Annotated in this window: 16 protein-coding genes; 8 read left to right on the forward strand and 8 right to left on the reverse strand. The window is 67.7% G+C overall.

Features of this window, described 5'->3' with window-relative positions; genetic code table 11:
- Nucleotides 1–45: 45 nt before the first annotated feature.
- The 7 genes from CK620_RS00905 (at nt 46) to CK620_RS00935 (ending at nt 8,873) form a co-directional block, all read left to right on the forward strand.
- Entirely contained in the window at nt 46–1,494 is a 1,449-nt protein-coding gene (locus CK620_RS00905; protein WP_238945958.1) for a hypothetical protein, read from the forward strand.
- Nucleotides 1,491–2,276 (forward strand): hypothetical protein, encoded by a 786-nt coding sequence (locus tag CK620_RS00910; protein ID WP_238945959.1) that lies wholly within the window; start codon nt 1,491–1,493, stop codon nt 2,274–2,276. The genes CK620_RS00905 and CK620_RS00910 overlap by 4 nt, the downstream gene beginning before the upstream one ends.
- A gap of 14 nt (nt 2,277–2,290) precedes the next feature.
- Nucleotides 2,291–5,107, forward strand: coding sequence for an ATP-binding protein (locus CK620_RS00915; RefSeq protein ID WP_095548731.1), 2,817 nt, complete (start codon nt 2,291–2,293; stop codon nt 5,105–5,107).
- Between the two features lie 17 nt (nt 5,108–5,124).
- Nucleotides 5,125–6,138 (forward strand): alpha/beta hydrolase, encoded by a 1,014-nt coding sequence (locus tag CK620_RS00920; RefSeq protein ID WP_420894187.1) that lies wholly within the window; start codon nt 5,125–5,127, stop codon nt 6,136–6,138.
- Between the two features lie 121 nt (nt 6,139–6,259).
- Nucleotides 6,260–7,450, forward strand: a complete 1,191-nt coding sequence (locus CK620_RS00925) for a phosphoglycerate kinase (RefSeq protein ID WP_095548732.1) — start codon at nt 6,260–6,262, stop codon at nt 7,448–7,450.
- A 203-nt stretch (nt 7,451–7,653) separates the two neighbouring features.
- Nucleotides 7,654–8,322 (forward strand): hypothetical protein, encoded by a 669-nt coding sequence (locus tag CK620_RS00930; RefSeq protein ID WP_238944807.1) that lies wholly within the window; start codon nt 7,654–7,656, stop codon nt 8,320–8,322.
- Nucleotides 8,319–8,873, forward strand: coding sequence for a FlgO family outer membrane protein (locus CK620_RS00935; protein ID WP_095538410.1), 555 nt, complete (start codon nt 8,319–8,321; stop codon nt 8,871–8,873). The genes CK620_RS00930 and CK620_RS00935 overlap by 4 nt, the downstream gene beginning before the upstream one ends.
- Before the next feature lie 157 nt (nt 8,874–9,030).
- Here CK620_RS00935 and CK620_RS00940 read toward each other — a convergent pair whose 3' ends face one another.
- The 4 genes from CK620_RS00940 to def form a co-directional block, all read right to left on the reverse strand.
- Nucleotides 9,031–9,366: an AzlD domain-containing protein gene (locus CK620_RS00940; RefSeq protein ID WP_095548733.1), complete on the reverse strand. Its 336-nt coding sequence runs from the start codon at nt 9,364–9,366 to the stop codon at nt 9,031–9,033.
- Nucleotides 9,367–9,377: 11 nt separating this feature from the next.
- The gene (locus CK620_RS00945) at nt 9,378–10,187 is read right to left on the reverse strand and encodes an AzlC family ABC transporter permease (RefSeq protein ID WP_420894188.1); all 810 of its coding nucleotides are present in this window, start codon (nt 10,185–10,187) and stop codon (nt 9,378–9,380) included.
- A 34-nt stretch (nt 10,188–10,221) separates the two neighbouring features.
- Nucleotides 10,222–11,283, reverse strand: a complete 1,062-nt coding sequence (gene fmt, locus CK620_RS00950) for a methionyl-tRNA formyltransferase (RefSeq protein WP_095548735.1) — start codon at nt 11,281–11,283, stop codon at nt 10,222–10,224.
- An 89-nt stretch (nt 11,284–11,372) separates the two neighbouring features.
- The gene (gene def / locus CK620_RS00955; RefSeq protein ID WP_095549068.1) at nt 11,373–11,891 is read right to left on the reverse strand and encodes a peptide deformylase; all 519 of its coding nucleotides are present in this window, start codon (nt 11,889–11,891) and stop codon (nt 11,373–11,375) included.
- A 243-nt stretch (nt 11,892–12,134) separates the two neighbouring features.
- Between def and CK620_RS00960 the strand changes: the two genes are divergently transcribed.
- Nucleotides 12,135–13,361: a LysM peptidoglycan-binding domain-containing protein gene (locus CK620_RS00960; RefSeq protein ID WP_095542892.1), complete on the forward strand. Its 1,227-nt coding sequence runs from the start codon at nt 12,135–12,137 to the stop codon at nt 13,359–13,361.
- A gap of 210 nt (nt 13,362–13,571) precedes the next feature.
- Here the strand turns inward: CK620_RS00960 and prfH are convergent, their stop codons facing one another.
- The 4 genes from prfH to gap form a co-directional block, all read right to left on the reverse strand.
- Nucleotides 13,572–14,198 (reverse strand): peptide chain release factor H, encoded by a 627-nt coding sequence (gene prfH, locus CK620_RS00965; protein WP_095548736.1) that lies wholly within the window; start codon nt 14,196–14,198, stop codon nt 13,572–13,574.
- A complete protein-coding gene (locus CK620_RS00970) occupies nt 14,189–15,400 on the reverse strand; it encodes an RNA ligase RtcB family protein (protein WP_095548737.1) in 1,212 nt (403 codons plus the stop codon). The genes prfH and CK620_RS00970 overlap by 10 nt, the downstream gene beginning before the upstream one ends.
- A 571-nt stretch (nt 15,401–15,971) precedes the next feature.
- Entirely contained in the window at nt 15,972–16,448 is a 477-nt protein-coding gene (mntR, locus tag CK620_RS00975; protein ID WP_095548738.1) for a manganese-binding transcriptional regulator MntR, read from the reverse strand.
- A gap of 65 nt (nt 16,449–16,513) precedes the next feature.
- The gene (gene gap, locus CK620_RS00980) at nt 16,514–17,515 is read right to left on the reverse strand and encodes a type I glyceraldehyde-3-phosphate dehydrogenase (protein ID WP_095538294.1); all 1,002 of its coding nucleotides are present in this window, start codon (nt 17,513–17,515) and stop codon (nt 16,514–16,516) included.
- Nucleotides 17,516–17,659: the final 144 nt, after the last annotated feature.

Raw genomic sequence — 17,659 nt, forward strand, 5'->3', positions numbered from 1 at the left:
CCGGGCCGGGCTGGGCCGGGTTGGCGCTGGGCAATAATCGGCGCGATGGACCCCCTACTGGATCACGACGAAGACGGCGGCAGCTTCGAGGCGTATTTCCGCGCCCCGGCGCTGGCCGCTGAAGCGCCCCTGGCCTGGGCGCTGGGGCAGCGGCTGGAACTGCTGGATGCGCTGCGCAGCCTGTTTTCCGGGCCGCGCCACGTGGTGCAGCTGCGCCTGTGGTGCTTTCTGGAACTGGCCAGCACGCCCAAGGGGCGTGTGGCGCGCGATGATCTGAACCTGCTGTTTCACGCCCTGCAGCCGCAGGCGCTGGAGAACGTGCTCAAGCGCCTGCGCGAGGCCGGCTTGCTGGTGTGGGATGCCACCCAGCAGGACTACGCCCTGTCCGATCTGGCGCGGCAGGTGCACAGCCTGCTGGCGCCGCTGACGCAGACCGCCGGCGAGGACGATGACCTGGCCGGCCTGCTGGCCCAGGTCGCTGGCGCGCAGGCCCTGGGCCTGGCCGATGCCACGCAGCTCAAGCACCTGCATGCCCAGTTGGCGCGCTTGCACGATGAGTTTGCCGATGCCATTGCCAGCGGCTCCGAGGCGCGGCTGCGCCAGGCCCAGCCGCGCTTTGCGCGCGCGCTGGCCCTGGTCGAGCGCGCCGGGCAGGCGCTGACGGCGCTGATCCGCAGCGACAGCGGCGATGTGCGGCTTGAGCGCGAGGCGCGCGCGCTGGGCTATGCCCAGGCGCGGCTGCTGTCCATGGCCAGCCAGTTCAACCGCGCCATGCAGCAGGCCGACCGCCAGCGCGTCACGCTGGGCAGCACCGGCGTGACCAACTCCGACGTGCGCGACTGGTTGCGCGAGCAGGCCGCCCTTCCTGAGCTGCTGTGCGGCGCGCTGGCCGTGGGGGTGCAGCCCTGGCTGCTCAGCCAGCACGATTTGCTGGACGTGGCCGAGGCCGAATTCGAGCGCGACCGGCCCGACCCGCAGCGCAGCAGCGCCTTGCCGCCGCCGGCCGATGCCGCAGGCGGCACGCTGGACGTGCCCAGCCTGCCCGAGGAGCTGCATGGCCTGATCGAGCTGCTGGCGCAGTGGCAGGCGTCGGCCCAGCAGGCCGGGCCGGCCGAGGCGCAGCCAGATACCCAGCCCGATGGCCCAGCCGCCGCGCCGCCGCGCCCGCTGCATGAGGCCGTGCTGGGCGGGCGTTTCGCCCAGGCTGCCTACCGCATGCAATTGCTGCCGCTGCTGGGCGATGCCCAGGCGCAAACCCTCAAGGGCCAGACTGGTGAGCTGGCGCGCTCAGGCTGGCGCGCTTCGCTCTCGCCGCGCGTGCTGCCGGTGCAGCACCACGCCGTGCAGGCCATGAGCGAAGGCTGCCTGCACCCTGAACAATCCCAGCCGCCGCCCTGGCCGGCCATGGCGTTGCCAACTGCCCAGGCCGCCCAGGCTGTGGCCGCCGGCCCGCGCCGTGGCCGCCCCCCGCGAAAAAATTCTTCCAAACCATGAACAGCACAACCGACGAAGCGGCCCTGCTGGCCGCCGAGCTGCTGGCGCGCCGCTGGCTGCCGCGCCAGCATCCGCGCATCCGCCGCGCCCTGGTCGATGCCGAACTCTGGCAGGCGCTGGAGCAGCGCCTGGCCGGCGTGGGCCTGCGCCTGGTGGACAACATCCACGCCGACCACGTCACCGTGGCGCTGGCGCGCAGCGCCGAGAACGCTGTGCTGGGCGAGACTGGGCTGGCCAGCCACAACAACTTTGACCTTCCGCGCGATGGCGTCTCGCTGCTGGTGGTGCTGTGGGCGCTGATCGTGCTTCCCAAGCGCGAGCGCCAGGCCGCGCGCGGCAACGCCGCCGATGCCCCCGGCCAGGGCGAGATGTTCGCCAGCGAAAAGCCCATGCCCAAGGCCGCCAGCGTCAGCCCGCTGGTTTCCTACAAAGCGCTGCTGGCCGACTTTGGCCCGCAGCTGGGCAAGAAAACCCGGCTGGACATGAACCTCAAGCGGCTGGAGAACCACGGCTTCATCCTGCGCCGTGGCGACGACATTGCCGAAGGCCCGCTGCTGGATCTGCTGCTGGACTACGACGTGATGGCGCCGCGCATTCTGGAAGGCACGCTGGCCCAGGTGCTGGAGCGCGCCCGCGCGGCCGAGGCCCAGGCTGCGCCGGCAGAAGCCGCATCGGAAGAGGCCACGCCACAGGCTGCGCCTGAAGCCACGCCCGCGCCCCCATCGGATGCGCGCCCCGATGTCGCGCCCGCGCGGCCCGAGGCCCAGCCGCCCGTCGCCTGAACCGAACCTGCCCCATGTTTCATCTCCAATCCATCGAACTGCTGCACTGGGACTACTGCCAGCGCCTGAGCCTGCCGCTGGACGGCGCCATCATCACCGTGGCCGGGCCCAACGGCTCGGGCAAGACCACGCTGCTGGATGCCATGCGCACCCTGCTGGGCCTGGAATGCTCGGGCGGGCGCAGCTTCAAGACCTACGCGCGCCACGCCAACGCCGATGCCTCCTGGCTGCGTGCAGTGGTGGACAACCGCCCGCGCACGCGGCAAAGCTCCAGCCGCCCCTTTGCGCGCAACCTGCTGTATGCCGACCAGGTCACGCTGGCCTGCCGCATCCAGCGCAACAGCGGCGACTGGCAGCGGCGCTACTACATGGCCGATGGCGACGTGGCCATCGAGCAGCTGCTGGAGTTGCCCGACAAGGACTGGCTGGGCATCGAGCACTGGCGCCGCCGGCTGGAGACGGCTGGCCTCTCGCGCGCCATCGCCCGCGTGCTGGCACTGGAGCAGGGCCAGACCGACCGCCTGTGCGAATACTCGCCCAAGGAGCTGCTGCGCCTGGTGTTCGACGTGTTCGGAGACCAGGAAGTGCTCGATCGCTACGAAGAAGCGCGCCGCCACCAGCGTGACGTGGCCGACGAAGCCGAGGCCGCCGCCAAAGAGCTGGCCCACGGCCAGGCCCAGCTGGCGCTGGTGGAGGCGCGCCTGAACCTCTACCGCCAGTACCAGGCCAAGCTGCGCGAGCGCGAGCGCCTGCACACCGAAGTCATCCCCGTGCTGGAATGGCGCGACGCGCGCGACGCCATGCTGGCCGAGGCCCAGGACTTGCACCGCCAGCGCCTGGAGCATGGCAAAAGCCTGGCGCGCCAGCGCCAGGACCGCCAGGCGCTGCTGCAGCTGGCGCAGCAGCAAGAGCAACTGGCCGTACAGCTGGCCCAGGCCGAGGCCCAGCGCAAAGCCGCGCAAGAGGCCCTGAGCGAAGCGCGCGGCCACGAAACCCCGGTCGAGGACCTGGTGCGGCAAGCCGACGAGCTGCATGCGCTGGCCCAGGTCGAAGGCGATGCGGAGCAACTGGCCCTGCGCGTGCAGCAACTGCAGCAACAGTGCCAGGCGCACGAGCGCGATTGGCACACCCGTCAGCAGGAACGCGAGGCCGCGCAGCGCGCCCTCGAACAATTGCGCAGCGCCCGCACCGCCCCGCGCCCGGAGGAAGCCACGCGCTTTGCCCAGCTGCTGTGCCAGCAGGGCATTGCCCATCACTTTGTGGCCGAGGCCATCGAAATCATCGACGAGCAATGGCGCGCGGCCGCCGAAGGCGTGCTGCGCAGCGCGCGCTGGGTGGTGGTGCTGGACGATCCCGCCGACGAAGCCCGCGCCAGCCAGCTGGCCGAGCAGCAGCGCTACCGCCACTACCTCGTGGCCGATGCCGCGCCCGCGCCCGAGCGCGTGCCGCCGCACAGCCTGCTGGCCGCGCTGCACGTGGCCGCGCCGCTGCCCGTGTGGCTGCTCAGGACGCTGGCGGTCATCCGCTGCGTGCCCGACACCGCCGCCGGTTTTGCCGCTGGCGGCGAGTGGATCACCCCGCAGGCCTACTGGCGCGACGTCCGCGGCGGGCGCAGCGTTTGGGTGCCGCCCGGCCAGCACCAGTTCGGCGCCGCTGCGCTGGCCGCGCGGCGCGAATCCATCGAACAGCGCCTGGCCGAGCTGGATGCGCAGCTGCAGGCCATCGCCCAGCAGCAGCGCGAGAGCGAGCGCCAGCTGCAGGCCGCCAAGGCCGCCGCCGCTGGCCACCGCGCTGCCGAGGAGCTGGCGCGCCGCAGCGAGGAATTTGCCACCGCGCGCAGCCAGCTGGCGCAGCTGCGCCAGGCGCGCATCAGCGCTGGCCAGCGCTACGCCGAACTCGATCAGCAGCACCAGCGCCTGGGCGAGCAGCTGCGCCAGGCGCAAAGCCAGTACCAGCAAACCCAGCAACGCCTGCAGGGCGACGAATCGGCTGCCAGCCGCTTTGCGCGCGAATGGCAGGGCCGCCGCGATGCGCTGCGCACGCGCAGCGCCCAATCGCGCCGTCAGCGCGGCCAATTCCCCCCGCGCTGGATCGCGCCCGAGGCCATCGCGCAACTGCGCGAGCAGTTCACCAACGCCACGCAGGCGCGGCTGCGCGGCCAGGCCGTGGCCCGCGAGCTGGAGGAGGGCGAATGGGAAACCGACCCCAGCATCGAGGAGCGCCACACGCTGATGGTCGCCCAAGTGGCTGGCCAGCAGGCCCAGTTGCAGCAGCGCCAGGCCAGCAACGAGTCGGCCCGCATCGCCGTGGACAACGCCCGCGAGCGCTACATCGATGTGCTGCGCGCCACCGTGCGCCGCTACCGCAAGAACATCACCGAGCTGGGCGAGCTGGCTGGCGTGGCCGTGCAAGCCGATACACCGCACCTGGAAAACGACGACGCGGCGCTGCGCCAGGCCGAGCTGAGGGTGCATTTCAACTTCGATGGCAAGGGGCAGATCGGCCTGAACGACGGCGAGGCTTCGGGCGGGCAGCAGGTCATCAAATCGCTGATCCTGCTGGTGGGCCTGCTCAAGGACGACGAAGCCTCGGGCGGCTTCGTCTTCATCGACGAGCCCTTTGCGCACCTGGACGTGCGCAACATCCAGCTGGTGGGGCACTTTCTCAAGTCCACGCGCGCGCAGTACGTGCTGACCACGCCGATCACGCACAACGTCGAGGTCTTCGAGCCGGCCGACGTCACCCTGGTCACCGCCAAGAAAAAGCCTGGCGAGCGCTGGGCCCCGCCCATTGGCGTGCTGCAGCGCCGCGTGGCGCCCGAGCAGTATTGAAGAAGGGCCAGAACACCATGCCCAGCGACACGCCACTGCCGAGCGCCGCCGCCCTGGATGAGCTGCCCGGCCAGCCCTGGTGGCCGCAGCTGACGCCGCCCATGCGCGCCATCGTCACCGGCATGGCGCGCGCCCAGCGCGCGCCGCTGCACACGCTCACGCCGCAGCAGGCGCGGCAGGCCTATCGCAGCGGCGCGCAGGTGCTCGAAGAAGATCGGCCGGCGCAGGTGCAGCACCGCGACGCGCACATTCCGGCGCGCGATGGCCATGCGCTGGCGGTGCGGCTCTATACGCCTCAGGCTCAGCGCGGCCCGGCCGCCGCGCCCTGGCCGGTATTGCTGTACCTGCACGGCGGGGGCTTTGTCGTGGGCGATCTGGACACGCACGACGTGCTGTGCGCGCGCATCGCCCACAACGCGCAGCTGGCCGTGCTGGCGCTCGATTACCGGCTGGCGCCGCAGTGGCGCTTCCCTACGGCGCTGCACGATGGCTGGGACGCGCTGTGCTGGCTGACGCGCCACGGCGCGCAGTGGGGGCTGGACGGCCAGCGCCTGGCCGTGGGCGGCGACAGCGCTGGCGGCACGCTGGCGGCGGTGTTGGCGCTGATGGCACGCGATGCAGCCCTGCCGCTGCAGGCGCAGCTGCTGATCCACCCGGGCACCAGCGCCTGGCAGGACACGGCCTCGCACCAGCGCCATGCCCGCGGCCCGGTGCTGAGCGCGGCGCTGCTGCAATGGTTTTTCGCCCACTACATCGAGCCGGCGCAGCGCCAGGACTGGCGCTTTGCGCCGCTGCTGGCGCCCGAGGTGCAGGCCGTGGCCCCGGCGCTGTTCGTGCTGGCCGAGTGTGACCCACTGTGCGACGAAGCCCTGGCCTATGCCGATCGGCTGCGCATGCAGGCCGTGCCGGTGGAGCTGGAGCTGTACCGGGGCGTGGCGCACGAGTTCATCAAGATGGGTCGCCTGCTGCCCGAAGCGGCCTGGGCCCATGCGGCCATCGGCCAGTTCCTGCGGGCGCGCCTGCACGCCTGAATGGGCGGCAAAACCGCTTATGCTTGCGGGATTTTTCGCAATCCGGGCCGGTTGCCGCAGACCGCCGCCACCATGGTGCCAGCGGCCCAGCATGCGCCTTTGAACCCTTGATGGAGAACACATGCAATTCATTCGTTTCAGCGATTTGTGCGCCCAGGGCCAGGCCCAGGGCAAGCGGGTCTTCATTCGCGCGGACTTGAACGTGCCGCTGGACGAGCAGGGGCAAATCAGCGAGGACACGCGCATCCGCGCCTCGGTGCCGGCCATCCGCATGGCTCTGGATGCAGGCGCTGCCGTGATGGTCACCAGCCACCTGGGCCGCCCCAAGGAAGGGCAGTTGCAGCCGGGCGATTCGCTGGCGCCGGTGGCGCAGCGCCTGGGCGAGTTGCTGGGCCAGGAGGTGCCGCTGGTGCGCGACTGGGTCGATGGCGTGGACGTGGCGCCTGGCCAGGTGTTGCTGCTGGAGAACTGCCGCGGCAATGTGGGCGAGAAGAAGAACGACGCAGAGCTGGCGCGCAAGATGGCGGCGCTGTGCGACATCTTCGTGCATGACGCCTTCGGCACGGCTCACCGGGCCGAGGCCTCGACCTACGGCATTGCGCAGTACGCGCCCGTGGCCTGCGCCGGCCCGTTGCTGGCCGCCGAGATCGATGCGCTGGGCAAGGCGCTGCGCGAGCCCAAGCGGCCGCTGGTGGCCATCGTGGGCGGCTCCAAGGTTTCGACCAAGCTGACCATTCTGCGCAGTCTGGCTGAAAAGGTCGATGCGCTGATCGTGGGCGGCGGCATTGCCAACACCTTCATGCTGGCCGCTGGGCTGCCGATCGGCAAAAGCCTGGCCGAGCCCGACCTGGTGGGCGAGGCCAAGGCCATCATCGACATGATGCGCGCGCGCGGCTGCGCCGTGCCCATCCCGCAGGACGTGGTGGTGGCCCAGCGCTTTGCCGCCGATGCGCAAGCCCAGACCAAGCCGGCCAGCGAAGTGCAGGCCGATGACCTGATCCTGGACATTGGCCCCAAGACGGCCGCCGAGCTGGCCGCGCAGCTGCAGCAGGCCGGCACCATCGTCTGGAACGGGCCAGTGGGCGTGTTTGAGTTCGATGCCTTCGAGCAGGGCACGCGCACCCTCTCGCACGCCATTGCCGATTCGCAGGCCTTCAGCATCGCCGGCGGCGGCGACACCTTGGCGGCCATTGCCAAGTACGGCCTGGAGCCGCGCATTGGCTACATCTCCACCGGCGGCGGCGCCTTCCTGGAAGTGCTGGAGGGTAAGCAATTGCCGGCTTTTGAAATCCTGGCGAAACGGGCGCAGTGAGGATGCAATCAGGGCGCAAGCGGCGGCAAAAACGTGGCTTTCCTGCCAATCACTGCCAATTTTTTGCAAACAATCGAAAAAAATTGCAGATCGCTGGTGAGGAATCGCTTATCTTGTTTTCCAATATGACATTAGGTGACTAAACGTTACTTTGTGAATGTGGGCCGCCGATTCAGCGGCCTGTCAATACTAGGAGAGTCATGATGCATCAACGCGTTTTTCACGCCGCCGCGCTGGCAGTGGCCGTCGCTGGTCTGGTGGGCTGCGGCAGCAGCGCAATCCCCCTGTCGCGCAATTTCGATCAGGCCGACCAGTACAAGGTCCGCTCGGCGCAGCATTGGAGCGTGATCAGCGCCGATGCGGCCAACCGCACCGCCGCCGCCCTGGAGGCCGCAGGCGTTACGCAGGGCTCGCCCATTTACGTGGCCATCCCGGAGAACGCCGGCCAGTTCGAGTGGGCCTTCCGCGACATGCTGATGACGCGCCTGGTCGAGCGCGGCGCGGCCGTGCAGCAGCACCCCGTGGCTGGCCAGTACACCGTGGTTTATCACTCTCAAGTGGTGCGTCACCCCTCCAATCTGTGGGTGGGCGGCCATGGCGGGCGCGATTACTACAACCTGGGCGATGGCGTGAGCGTGCGCTATGGCCGCCACAATGTGCAGACCACGCCGCTGGCGCCCCATTACGACCACGATGGTCCGCTGCGCAGCTATTCCGGCCAGTCCGGCACGGAGTTGGTGCTGACGACTGCCGTGCTGCACAATGAGCGCTTCCTCTCGCGCACGACCGACGTCTACTATCTGGAGAATGTGGACGCCGGCCTGTTCCAAAGCAGCTTCAAGAACATCAATATGAAAGTGGTGAACCAATGAAAGTCCAATTTCTTGCATCTGCGCTGGCTGCGGCCGCACTGGTCGCTGGCTGCGCGAATCACACCAACACCGTCCGTGTCGAGCCCAGCTACCAGGACGCGGCCAGCAACAGCTTTCTGAAAACCAACCAGAACGCTGCGCAGCAGTTGATCAGCGGCTACGACACCACGGCCTTTCAGAACAGCCCGCTGCTGGTGGCCACCATTGTGGACGTCAACGACACGCGCGTGTCCGCCCCGCTGGGCCGCACGCTCTCCGAGCAGTACGCCTCGACCCTGGCCAATGCAGGCTTGAACGTGCGCGAGATCAAGCTGCGCGGCAATGTTTTCGTGCAGGAAGGCACGGGCGAGCTGCTGCTCTCGCGTGAGATTCAGGACATCGCCAAGAGCCAGAACTCCGGCGTGGTGCTGGTGGGCACCTACTCTGCTGCAGCGCGCTTCACCTACGTCAGCCTGAAGCTGGTGCGCACGCAGGACAGCCGCATCATCAGCGCTTACGACTACACCCTGCCCAACAACCGCGACGTGCGCCGCCTGCTGCAGTCGAACTGATGGCTTGCGATGCCTGCGCCGGCTTGATGGCGCGGGCAGGCGCCAATTGGAAAAAATGCCAGCAACTCCTCGGGGCTGCTGGCATTGCTCGTTTTGGGGCCTGTGCTGTGGGCCTGCACTTTGGCGGCCTTGCGCTGGAGTTATCGCATCAACGCGGCTACCAGCCCAGGCCCAGGCGCAAAGGCAGATAAACCAGCATGCCGGTGATGATGGTGCCCAGAATGCCTCGGCGCAAAAAGAAGTACAGGCAGGCCGCTGGCGTGGCCCAGAGCCGGGCGTCGCGCCAGGTGTCAATCAATTGCCCATCGCTCATGAGCAGCTCCGGGATGATGACAGCCGCCAGCGCTGCCAAGGGGGCGTATTTCAGGCCACGGCGCAGCCAGTCGGGCAGCGGCAACTCACGGCGCGGGATGACGAAAAAAGCCCGCGTGATCAGCGTCACCAGGGTCAGGCCCAGGATGGCTGCCAGGGTGTACCAGTCGTTGCTGTCCATGGGGTGCGGCCTTATTGCGTCTTGGTGGGCGTCTTGGCGGATGTCTGGGCGTTCTGGCGCTCGCGCACGATACGTTGGGTGTGGTCGAACAGCAGGCCCAGTACCACGGCCGCGCCAATGGCCACCAGGATGTTGAGCCTGAGCGGCAAGCCGTAGGCCGCGATGGCCACGCCGCCGGCGACCAGCGCGGCCAGGGCGGTGTAGCGGTCCACCAGCATGGACAGCGTCACGCCCAGCAGGGCCAGGATGCCAGCAAAGCCCAGGCCCCAGTGCATAGGGATGAAGTTGGCCAGCAAGATGCCCAGCATCGAAGGGACTTGCCAGGCCAGCCAAGTCACGCCCACGCTGCCCCAGAGGTAGGGCTCATGCTCCGGGCTGGGGCTGGGGTCCTGAAAGCGCTTGAAGAACAGCACGAACACCATGTCCGTGGCCAGGTAGGTCATCAGCAGCCGTTTGATGGGCGGCCAGTGGGCGAGCGGCGTGCGCCACATGCTGCTGAAGATGACAAAGCGCAGGTTGACGCACAGGCCCGTCAGCCAGATCACCCACAGCGGCGATTGCAAGGCCAGCAAGGGCAGCACCGCCAGCTGCGAGCTGCCGGCATAGACCAGCAGCGACATCAGCACCGCCATGGGCACCGACAGCCCGCTTTTCACCATGGCCACGCCAGTGACCAGGCCCCAGGCGCCGATGCCCAGCGCCACTTGCAGCTGGGCGCGCGCACCTTCGCGAAAGGCCGGGTGGCGCAGCAAGGCCTGCATCCTCGTCTGGCCATGCGGCGCGGACTCGGGGGCGGGTGTGGGCGACAAGGGGGCGGGCATGGCGTGGGGCGCTCGGGGTTGGGACGGAGCGGATTCAGCCGCGCGCCTCGTGCGCGGTGGCTGCATCGGTGCCGACAGCGGCAAAGCCATCTCCGGCGGCGATGATAAAGCCGTTGAGAAACTGCTGCACAGGCTGGCGCTTGCCGCCGGCGCGCTGCAATTGCAGCAGGCGCAGCACGCTGCCTTGGCCGCAGGCCACGTCTACGCCTTGGCGATTGACCTGCAGCACGGTGCCTGGCGCAGCCGTTGCTCCGGTGCTGGCATCCGCATCTGCATTTGCATCTGTGGCCGGGGCTGGCAAGGCCTGGGCCTGCCAGATTTTCAGCGTCTGCACTGCGTCGCCGGTTGCGGCTTGGAACAGCGCCTGCGCACCGGGAAAGGGATCGAAAGCGCAAATCTGGCGCGCCAACTCATGGGCCGGGCGCTGCCAGTCGAGCTGGCTTTGCGAGCGTTCGATCTTGTGCGCATAGCTGATGCCCTCGGCCGGCTGGGGCTGGCTGGGCAGCGGCGCCTGGGTTTGCTGCAGCTGCTCAAGCGCTGTGACGATGCACTGGCCGCCCAGCTGCGCCAGGCGGTCGTGCAGTTGCGCCGTGCTTTCGCCGGCGTGGATCGGGATGGCCTGGCGGGAGACGATGGCGCCGGTGTCCAGGCCCTCGTCCATCTGCATGATGCTGATGCCGGTTTCGGCGTCGCCAGCCTCAATGGCGCGGTGAATGGGCGCTGCGCCGCGCCAGCGCGGCAACAGGCTGGCGTGGATGTTCAGGCAGCCGTAGCGCGGCATCTGCAGCAACCAGGTCGGCAGAATCAGCCCATAGGCGGCCACGACCATCAAGTCCAGCTGCAGCTCGGCCAGCGCCTGTTGGGCGGCGGCAGCATCGGCTGCGTACTTGCCATCCAGCCGCAGCCCTTGGGGTTGCAGCACGGCAATGCCGTGCGCCTGGGCGAGCTGCTTGACCGGCGAGGGCGCAAGGCGCAGGCCCCGGCCAGCGGGGCGGTCGGGCTGTGTCAGCACCACAACGGGGCGAAAGCCCGCCGCCAGCATGGCGGCCAGGGCCTGTTGGGCAAACTCCGGCGTGCCGGCAAAAGCAATGCGCATGAGGGCTCCTGGCGGTGGGCGATGCACGATGAATGAAGTGCGCCCGCTGTGTTGCGGGCGCGTGAGGTCAGGGGCTGTGAACGCGGTGCTCAGACCTGAGCAGGGGCCTCGCTCTTGCTGCGCTTGAGCATCTTGGTCTTGATGCGATTGCGCTTGAGCGGCGAGAGGTAATCAATGAACAGCTTGCCTTTGAGGTGGTCCATCTCGTGCTGGATGCACACGGCCTGCAGGCCTTCGGCCTCGATGGTGCGCCACTGGCCGTGCTCGTCCTGGGCCCTGACGTGCACGCGGGCATGGCGCTGCACCCCATCGTAAATGCCGGGGATGGACAGGCAACCTTCCTCGCCGCTGTGCATTTCCTCGCTGACCCAGACCAGCTCCGGGTTGATCAGCACTTGGGGCTGGTTGCGCTCTTCAGAGACATCCATCACGAACAGGCGCTCGTGCACGTCCACCTGCGTGGCGGCCAAGCCTACGCCGTTGGATTCGTACATGGTCTCCAGCATGTCGGCGGCGATTTGCTGAATGCGCGGCCCCACTTCCGTGACGGGGGCGGCCACCTTGTGCAGGCGCGGGTCTGGGTAGTGAAGAATGGGCAGAAGGGCCATGGCGTCTGTAAAACTCTTTTGTAAACTGTCGTTATTTTCGCCATTTTTGCCCTGGATGACCGCTGCGGCATAAAAAATCATTGATTTGTAAGGGCCATCGAATCAGAATCCCCTGCAATTTGTCACAAATTGGGACGTTTGTTAGTAAAGCCTGCTGCCGCGCCCATGCAGGTGTTTAGGGTCTAGTGCTCTGGTCATGCGCACCAGCCCAGCAGAGGGGGCATTCACTTGTTGTACGACACCATGAATCACATCAGAACAAACCAAATCGCTGTTCGTCTTGCAAGCCCGGTGGGGAGGCTGCTGTCCGTTGCGGTGGCGTGTGCGGCGCTGCTGGCCCCGGCGGCGCAGGCGCAGAAATACCCCATTACCCAGCAGCAGCGGGCCATTGCCCAGCAAGTGGCCGCGCGCGGCATTCCGGTGCGCGAGCTCAAGGCCGATGCGCCCAGCACTTATACCGTGCGCCGTGGCGACACGCTGTGGGCCATCTCCGGCATGTATTTGCACCGCCCTTGGCGCTGGCCGGCCCTGTGGGGCATGAACATGGATACGGTGCGTAATCCACACCTGATCTACCCGGGCCAGGTGCTGCACCTGGACGTGCGCGATGGCTATGCACGCCTGGGGCTGGCCCCTGGCGGCGGTGGCACGATCAAGCTCTCGCCTTCGGTGCGCTCCGAACCGCTCAGCGCCGCTGCGCTGCCCACCGTGCGGCGCGATCTGATCGAGCCCTTCCTGGTGCGCCCGTTCATCAAGAGCCTGGAAGACCTGAGCGGGCTGCCCGACATCGTCGCCTCGGTGGACGAGCGTCTGGTCATGGGCAATGGCGATCTGATCTACGTGCGCGGCACGGACAGCGTGCCCCTGGCGGTCAAGGATGGTGCGCCGCGCAATCTGTCCATCTTCCGCAAGGCCAAGCCACTGCAGGATCCGGAAACCAAGGAAATCCTGGGCTACGAGGGCGAATACGTGGGTCAGGCGCGCATCGTGCGCGATGAATACTTCGTCGAGCAGACCGATCGGCGCGGCCGCGTCATCGAGGAATACCGCCCAGCCACGCTGGAAATCACCTCGGTGGCCACGGACGTGCGCGTGGGCGACCGTCTGGACCTGATCAACGAGGAAGGAAATTACGACAACTTCGTGCCGCGCCTGCCGGCCAAGGATGTGCAAGGCCGCGTGGTGGCGCTGTACGGTGACCAGGCCGTGAAGAATGCCTCCTCGGGCCAGGTGGTGGCCATCAACCTGGGGCGCGACGATGCCATCGAGCAAGGCCATGTGCTGCAAATCCTGCGCCAGGGCCGGCTGGCGCGCGATCCCGAGCGTGGGCGCAACGCGCGCATCCGCCTGCCCGATGAGCCCAATGGCGTGTTGCTGATCTTCCGCGTCTTCGACCGCGTCTCCTATGGCCTGATCATGGATACGCACGATCCCGTCTCGGTGGGCGACAAGCTCGTCGTGCCCGAGTGATCCTGCACTGCAAGCGGCAGCATCAAAAAACAAGCGGCCTGTGGGCCGCTTGTTTTTTTGATACGCACGATCCGATGCAAAAACCGCAGATGCAAGGCGAAGACGCGCGCAAGGCTTGAACGCTTTGCAAGCGTCTTCAACGCGGCAGCTGCACAGTTTTGACCGAAATCGCCGTCGCAATACTGAGTCTCAACAAGCCTTAGCATCCTGCTAAGGGCCACGCAGCACGCGCACCGGATTGCCGCGATCGACCTGCCAGTGCAGTTGCGTGCGCGCCTGGCGTGCGGCGGCCTGGCGGGCCTGGGCCTGCTCAGCCAGCCGCAGTGCGATCAGGGCCCGGGCCAGCTGCTTGTTGGCATGCTGGCTGCGGGCGCTCATGACCTTGACGGCAATGCCGCTGGGGCGGTGCACGGCATGCACGGCCGAGTCGGTGGTGTTGACGTGCTGGCCGCCCTTGCCGCTGGCGCGGCAGGCCTGGTAGTCGATGTCCTCCTCGCGCAGGGCTGGGTGCGGGCCTTCGCCGGCCGTGGGGCAGCGCTGCACGGCCACAAACCAATTCTTGCGCCGGTGGCCGGGCCGCAGCGGGCTGGGGAAGATGCACTGGATGCTGCCCAGCCAGCCCTGCAGCCAGGCTTGCAGCCCGCGCTCATCGCCGGGCCTTGGCGGCTGCAGCTGCAGCAGCACGGATTTGTAGCCCGCTGCCGTGGCCAGGCTCTCGACCTGCTCGGCCTGCACGCCGGCGCGCCGGGCGTCGTCCAGCAGGGCCTGCAGCGTCAGTCGCACAGCCAGTTCGCACTCGGCCGGCCCTTGGGCGGCGGTGATCTGGATCAGCAGCATGGCTGGTCTCCTTTCTTGTAGGTCAGCAGCGGCTTGAAGCGTGCCAGCAGTCGCACCAGGCCGGCGTCGAGCAGGCTGGCGATGACGCTGTCGATGGCTTTGTAGGCCTGTGGCGCCTCCTCGTACAGCAGCGCCTTGTCGTTGCAGACCACGGTGCTGCCCAGGCGGGTCTTGCGCAAGGCGCTGGCCTGAAAGCGCGGCGCCAGCCGGCCCATGCAATCGCTGCGCGCCCACTTGCGCCCGGCGCCGTGTGCCAGCGAGTTCAGCGCCGCATCGCAGCCGGGCAGCGGTTGCACCAGGTAGCTGTAGTCGCCGCGCGAGCCGGGGATGAACACCGGCCCGACATCGGCCGGCGTGGCGCCCTTGCGGTGGATGAAGCCTTGCAGGCCGCCGTGGGTGGCGGGCAGCACGTGGTTGTGGCTCACGTCCAGCAGCGGCAGGCCGTCGCTGCGCAGCGCCTGCAAAAAGCGCTGCGCGATGGCCTCGCGGTTCAGGCGAGCGTAGCGCAGCGCGGCCTCGTGCTGCATGAGGTAGTGCTGCGCCTGGGGCGTATCGGCGGCCAGGCCGGCGTGGCCATGGGCCTCGACCTGGGCGCGCAGGATGGCGCCGCCCAGGCCGCGCGAGCCGCTGTGCACCAGCAGGTACACGGCCTTGGGGTCGAGCGCCGCGCACAGTGCAGTCGTGGCTGCGGCATCGGCAGAGTCGTCGCCTTCGGGCACGGCGTACAGCTGCTCGCAGGCCAGCAGCTCGGCAAAGTGGTTGCCGCCGCCGATACTGCCCAGGCTGCCTGCCAGCTGCGCGGCGGACAGCGGCAGTGCAGCGTCGTGGCACAGGGCGGTCAGCTCGGGCTGCGCCTGGGCCAGCAGCGCCTCAGGCAAAGGCCCTTCCTGGCTGCCCAGCAGTTTTTCCAGCCGGGCAGGAGAGGTTTTGTGCGCTTTCAGCCCTGTGCGCCACAAGGCCATGCCGCAGCCTATGTCGCCGCCCACCAGCGCCGGGTACAGATGGCCGACTGAGAAAAACGCCGCGCCGATGGGGTAGCCGCGGCCGGCGTGCAGGTCTGGCAGGCCAACGGCTGCGTGGATGTGCGGCAGTTGCGCCGTGGTGTGCAGCTGCGCCACGGCATTGGCTTCCAGCCAAACGTCGTTGTTGGCAAACACGCGCACCTTGTCCGCGCTGGGTTTGCCTTGCAAAGAATTGCCCATGAGAAATCCTTGTCGGGAAAACAAACACGATGTGATGGGCAACCTGGGGCGCTGCAGGCCCATGCGGCCACGGCGCGGCCAGCGTGCGCCTGCCGCAGAAGCGGGCATGGCACACGGGGCTGGCGTTGCTGTGTCGGGGATGGCGCGTGAGATACGCTGCGGGCCGGGTGGTCAGGCGATGGGCCTGCTCAGCCCACCGGCGCGGGCGCGCTGTCGCACGGGGTGCGTGCGCAGTTTCTTAAACCCTGCTCAGGACTTCAAAGCGCAGGCCACGGCGCTGCCAGGTTGCAAAGTGCGGGGGCATGGCGTTGGGTCATGGGTGGCTCCTTTGCAAATGGTGGGGCAGGGTGAAAAGGTGGGCAGAGCGCAGGGGGCTTTCCCCTGCCCTGTGGGGCAGGCATGGCAGTGCGCGCTGCGCCGCCTAACGAAAGCGCGCAAGTCTAAATGCCCTGGTGCTGGCAGGGCAAGGTTTGGCCGGGCCTGATGCAACGGCAGGCGGGCATGTGTTGCGCGCCTGCTGCATGGGCATGCCGGGGCGCTCTCACGGGGGGCGGAAAGTGCATAACACGCTCTAGCCTTGGCGCGTTTTTTTCGCAGGCTTGACCTGGGCATGCTGCTGCAGGTAGCGCTCAAAGGCATCCAGTGTGGCCTGGCTGACGTGGTGCTCCATGCCTTCGGCGTCGCGGCTGGCGCATTCCGGGTCCACGCCCAGGGCCAGCAAAAACGATTCCACCAGTTGGTGGCGCTGGCGGCTGTAGTTGGCCGTTTGCTCGCCTTTTTCGGTGAGCAGCACCCCTTGATAGGGGCGCAACTGCACGTAGCCCTCGCTGTGCAGGCGCTTGAGCATTTTGGCCACCGTGGGCTGGGCCACGCCCAGGCGCTGGGCGATTTGCACCTGCCGGGCCTGGCCGGTGCTGTGCAGCAGGTCGGAGATCAGCTCCACATAGTCCTCGATGATTTCCATGCGGTGCGCTTGGCGAACCTGCTGGAAACCGGCCACCTGCGCCTGGGTGTCGGGCAGGGTTGTGGGCTGGGCGGGGCGATTCATCGTTTTGGGTGTGGGGCGGGCCGTCGGCAGCGCGGCGGGCGTTGCGGCGACCCGCAGGGACGTGTTTACTTGGCGCTGACCACGCGTGCCAGATCCAGGCACTTGTTGGAGTAGCCCCATTCGTTGTCGTACCAGGAGACGAGCTTGACGAAGGTGCCATCGAGCGCGATGCCGGCGTCGGCGTCGAAGATCGAAGTGCGCGGGTCGCCACGGAAGTCGGTGGCCACGACCTTGTCCTCGGTGTAGCCCAGGATGCCCTTGAGCTTGCCTTCGGACTGGGCCTTCATCTCGGCGCAGATTTCTTCATAGGTGGCGGGCTTTTCCAGCTCCACGGTCAGATCGACCACGCTCACATCGGAGGTCGGCACGCGGAATGCCATGCCGGTGAGCTTGCCCTTGAGCGCTGGCAGCACCACGCCCACAGCCTTGGCCGCGCCGGTGGAGCTGGGGATGATGTTTTCCAGAATGCCGCGGCCGCCGCGCCAGTCCTTGGAGGAGGGGCCATCGACGGTTTTCTGCGTGGCTGTGGCTGCATGCACAGTGGTCATCAGGCCGCGCTTGATGCCCCACTTGTCGTGCAGCACCTTGGCCAGCGGCGCCAGACAGTTGGTGGTGCACGAGGCGTTGGAGACGATGGCCTGGCCGGCATAGCTTTGGCAGTTCACGCCGACCACGAACATGGGCGTGTCGTCCTTGGAGGGGGCCGAGAGAATGACCTTCTTGGCGCCGGCGTCGATGTGCTTTTGCGCCGTTTCCTTGGTCAGGAACAGGCCGGTGGACTCCAGCACCACTTCGGCGCCGACCTCGTCCCACTTCAGATTGGCCGGGTCCTTCTCCTGGGTCAGGCGGATCTTCTTGCCGTTGACGATCAGGGTGTTGCCCTCGACGGCCAGTTCGCCCTTGAAGCGCCCATGCACGCTGTCGTACTGCAGCATGTAGGCCAGGTAGTTGGGTTCGAGCAGGTCGTTGATGCCGACGACTTCGATGTCGTCAAAGTTCTGCACTGCAGCGCGCAGTACGTTGCGACCGATGCGGCCAAAGCCGTTGATCCCCAGCTTGATGGTCATGGCGGGTGGTTCCTTCCTGTGTTGATGGCGGAAATGACAGCCCGGCAATGTGCGGCCGGGCTGGAGGGCAAAGCGCGATTTTATGTGCAGTGATCTGGCGGACAGCACACCAGGCCGGTGATGCGCATCACTGACCGCTGAGCG

Source organism: Vandammella animalimorsus (assembly GCF_002285285.1).
GTDB lineage: Bacteria > Pseudomonadota > Gammaproteobacteria > Burkholderiales > Burkholderiaceae_C > Lampropedia > Lampropedia animalimorsus.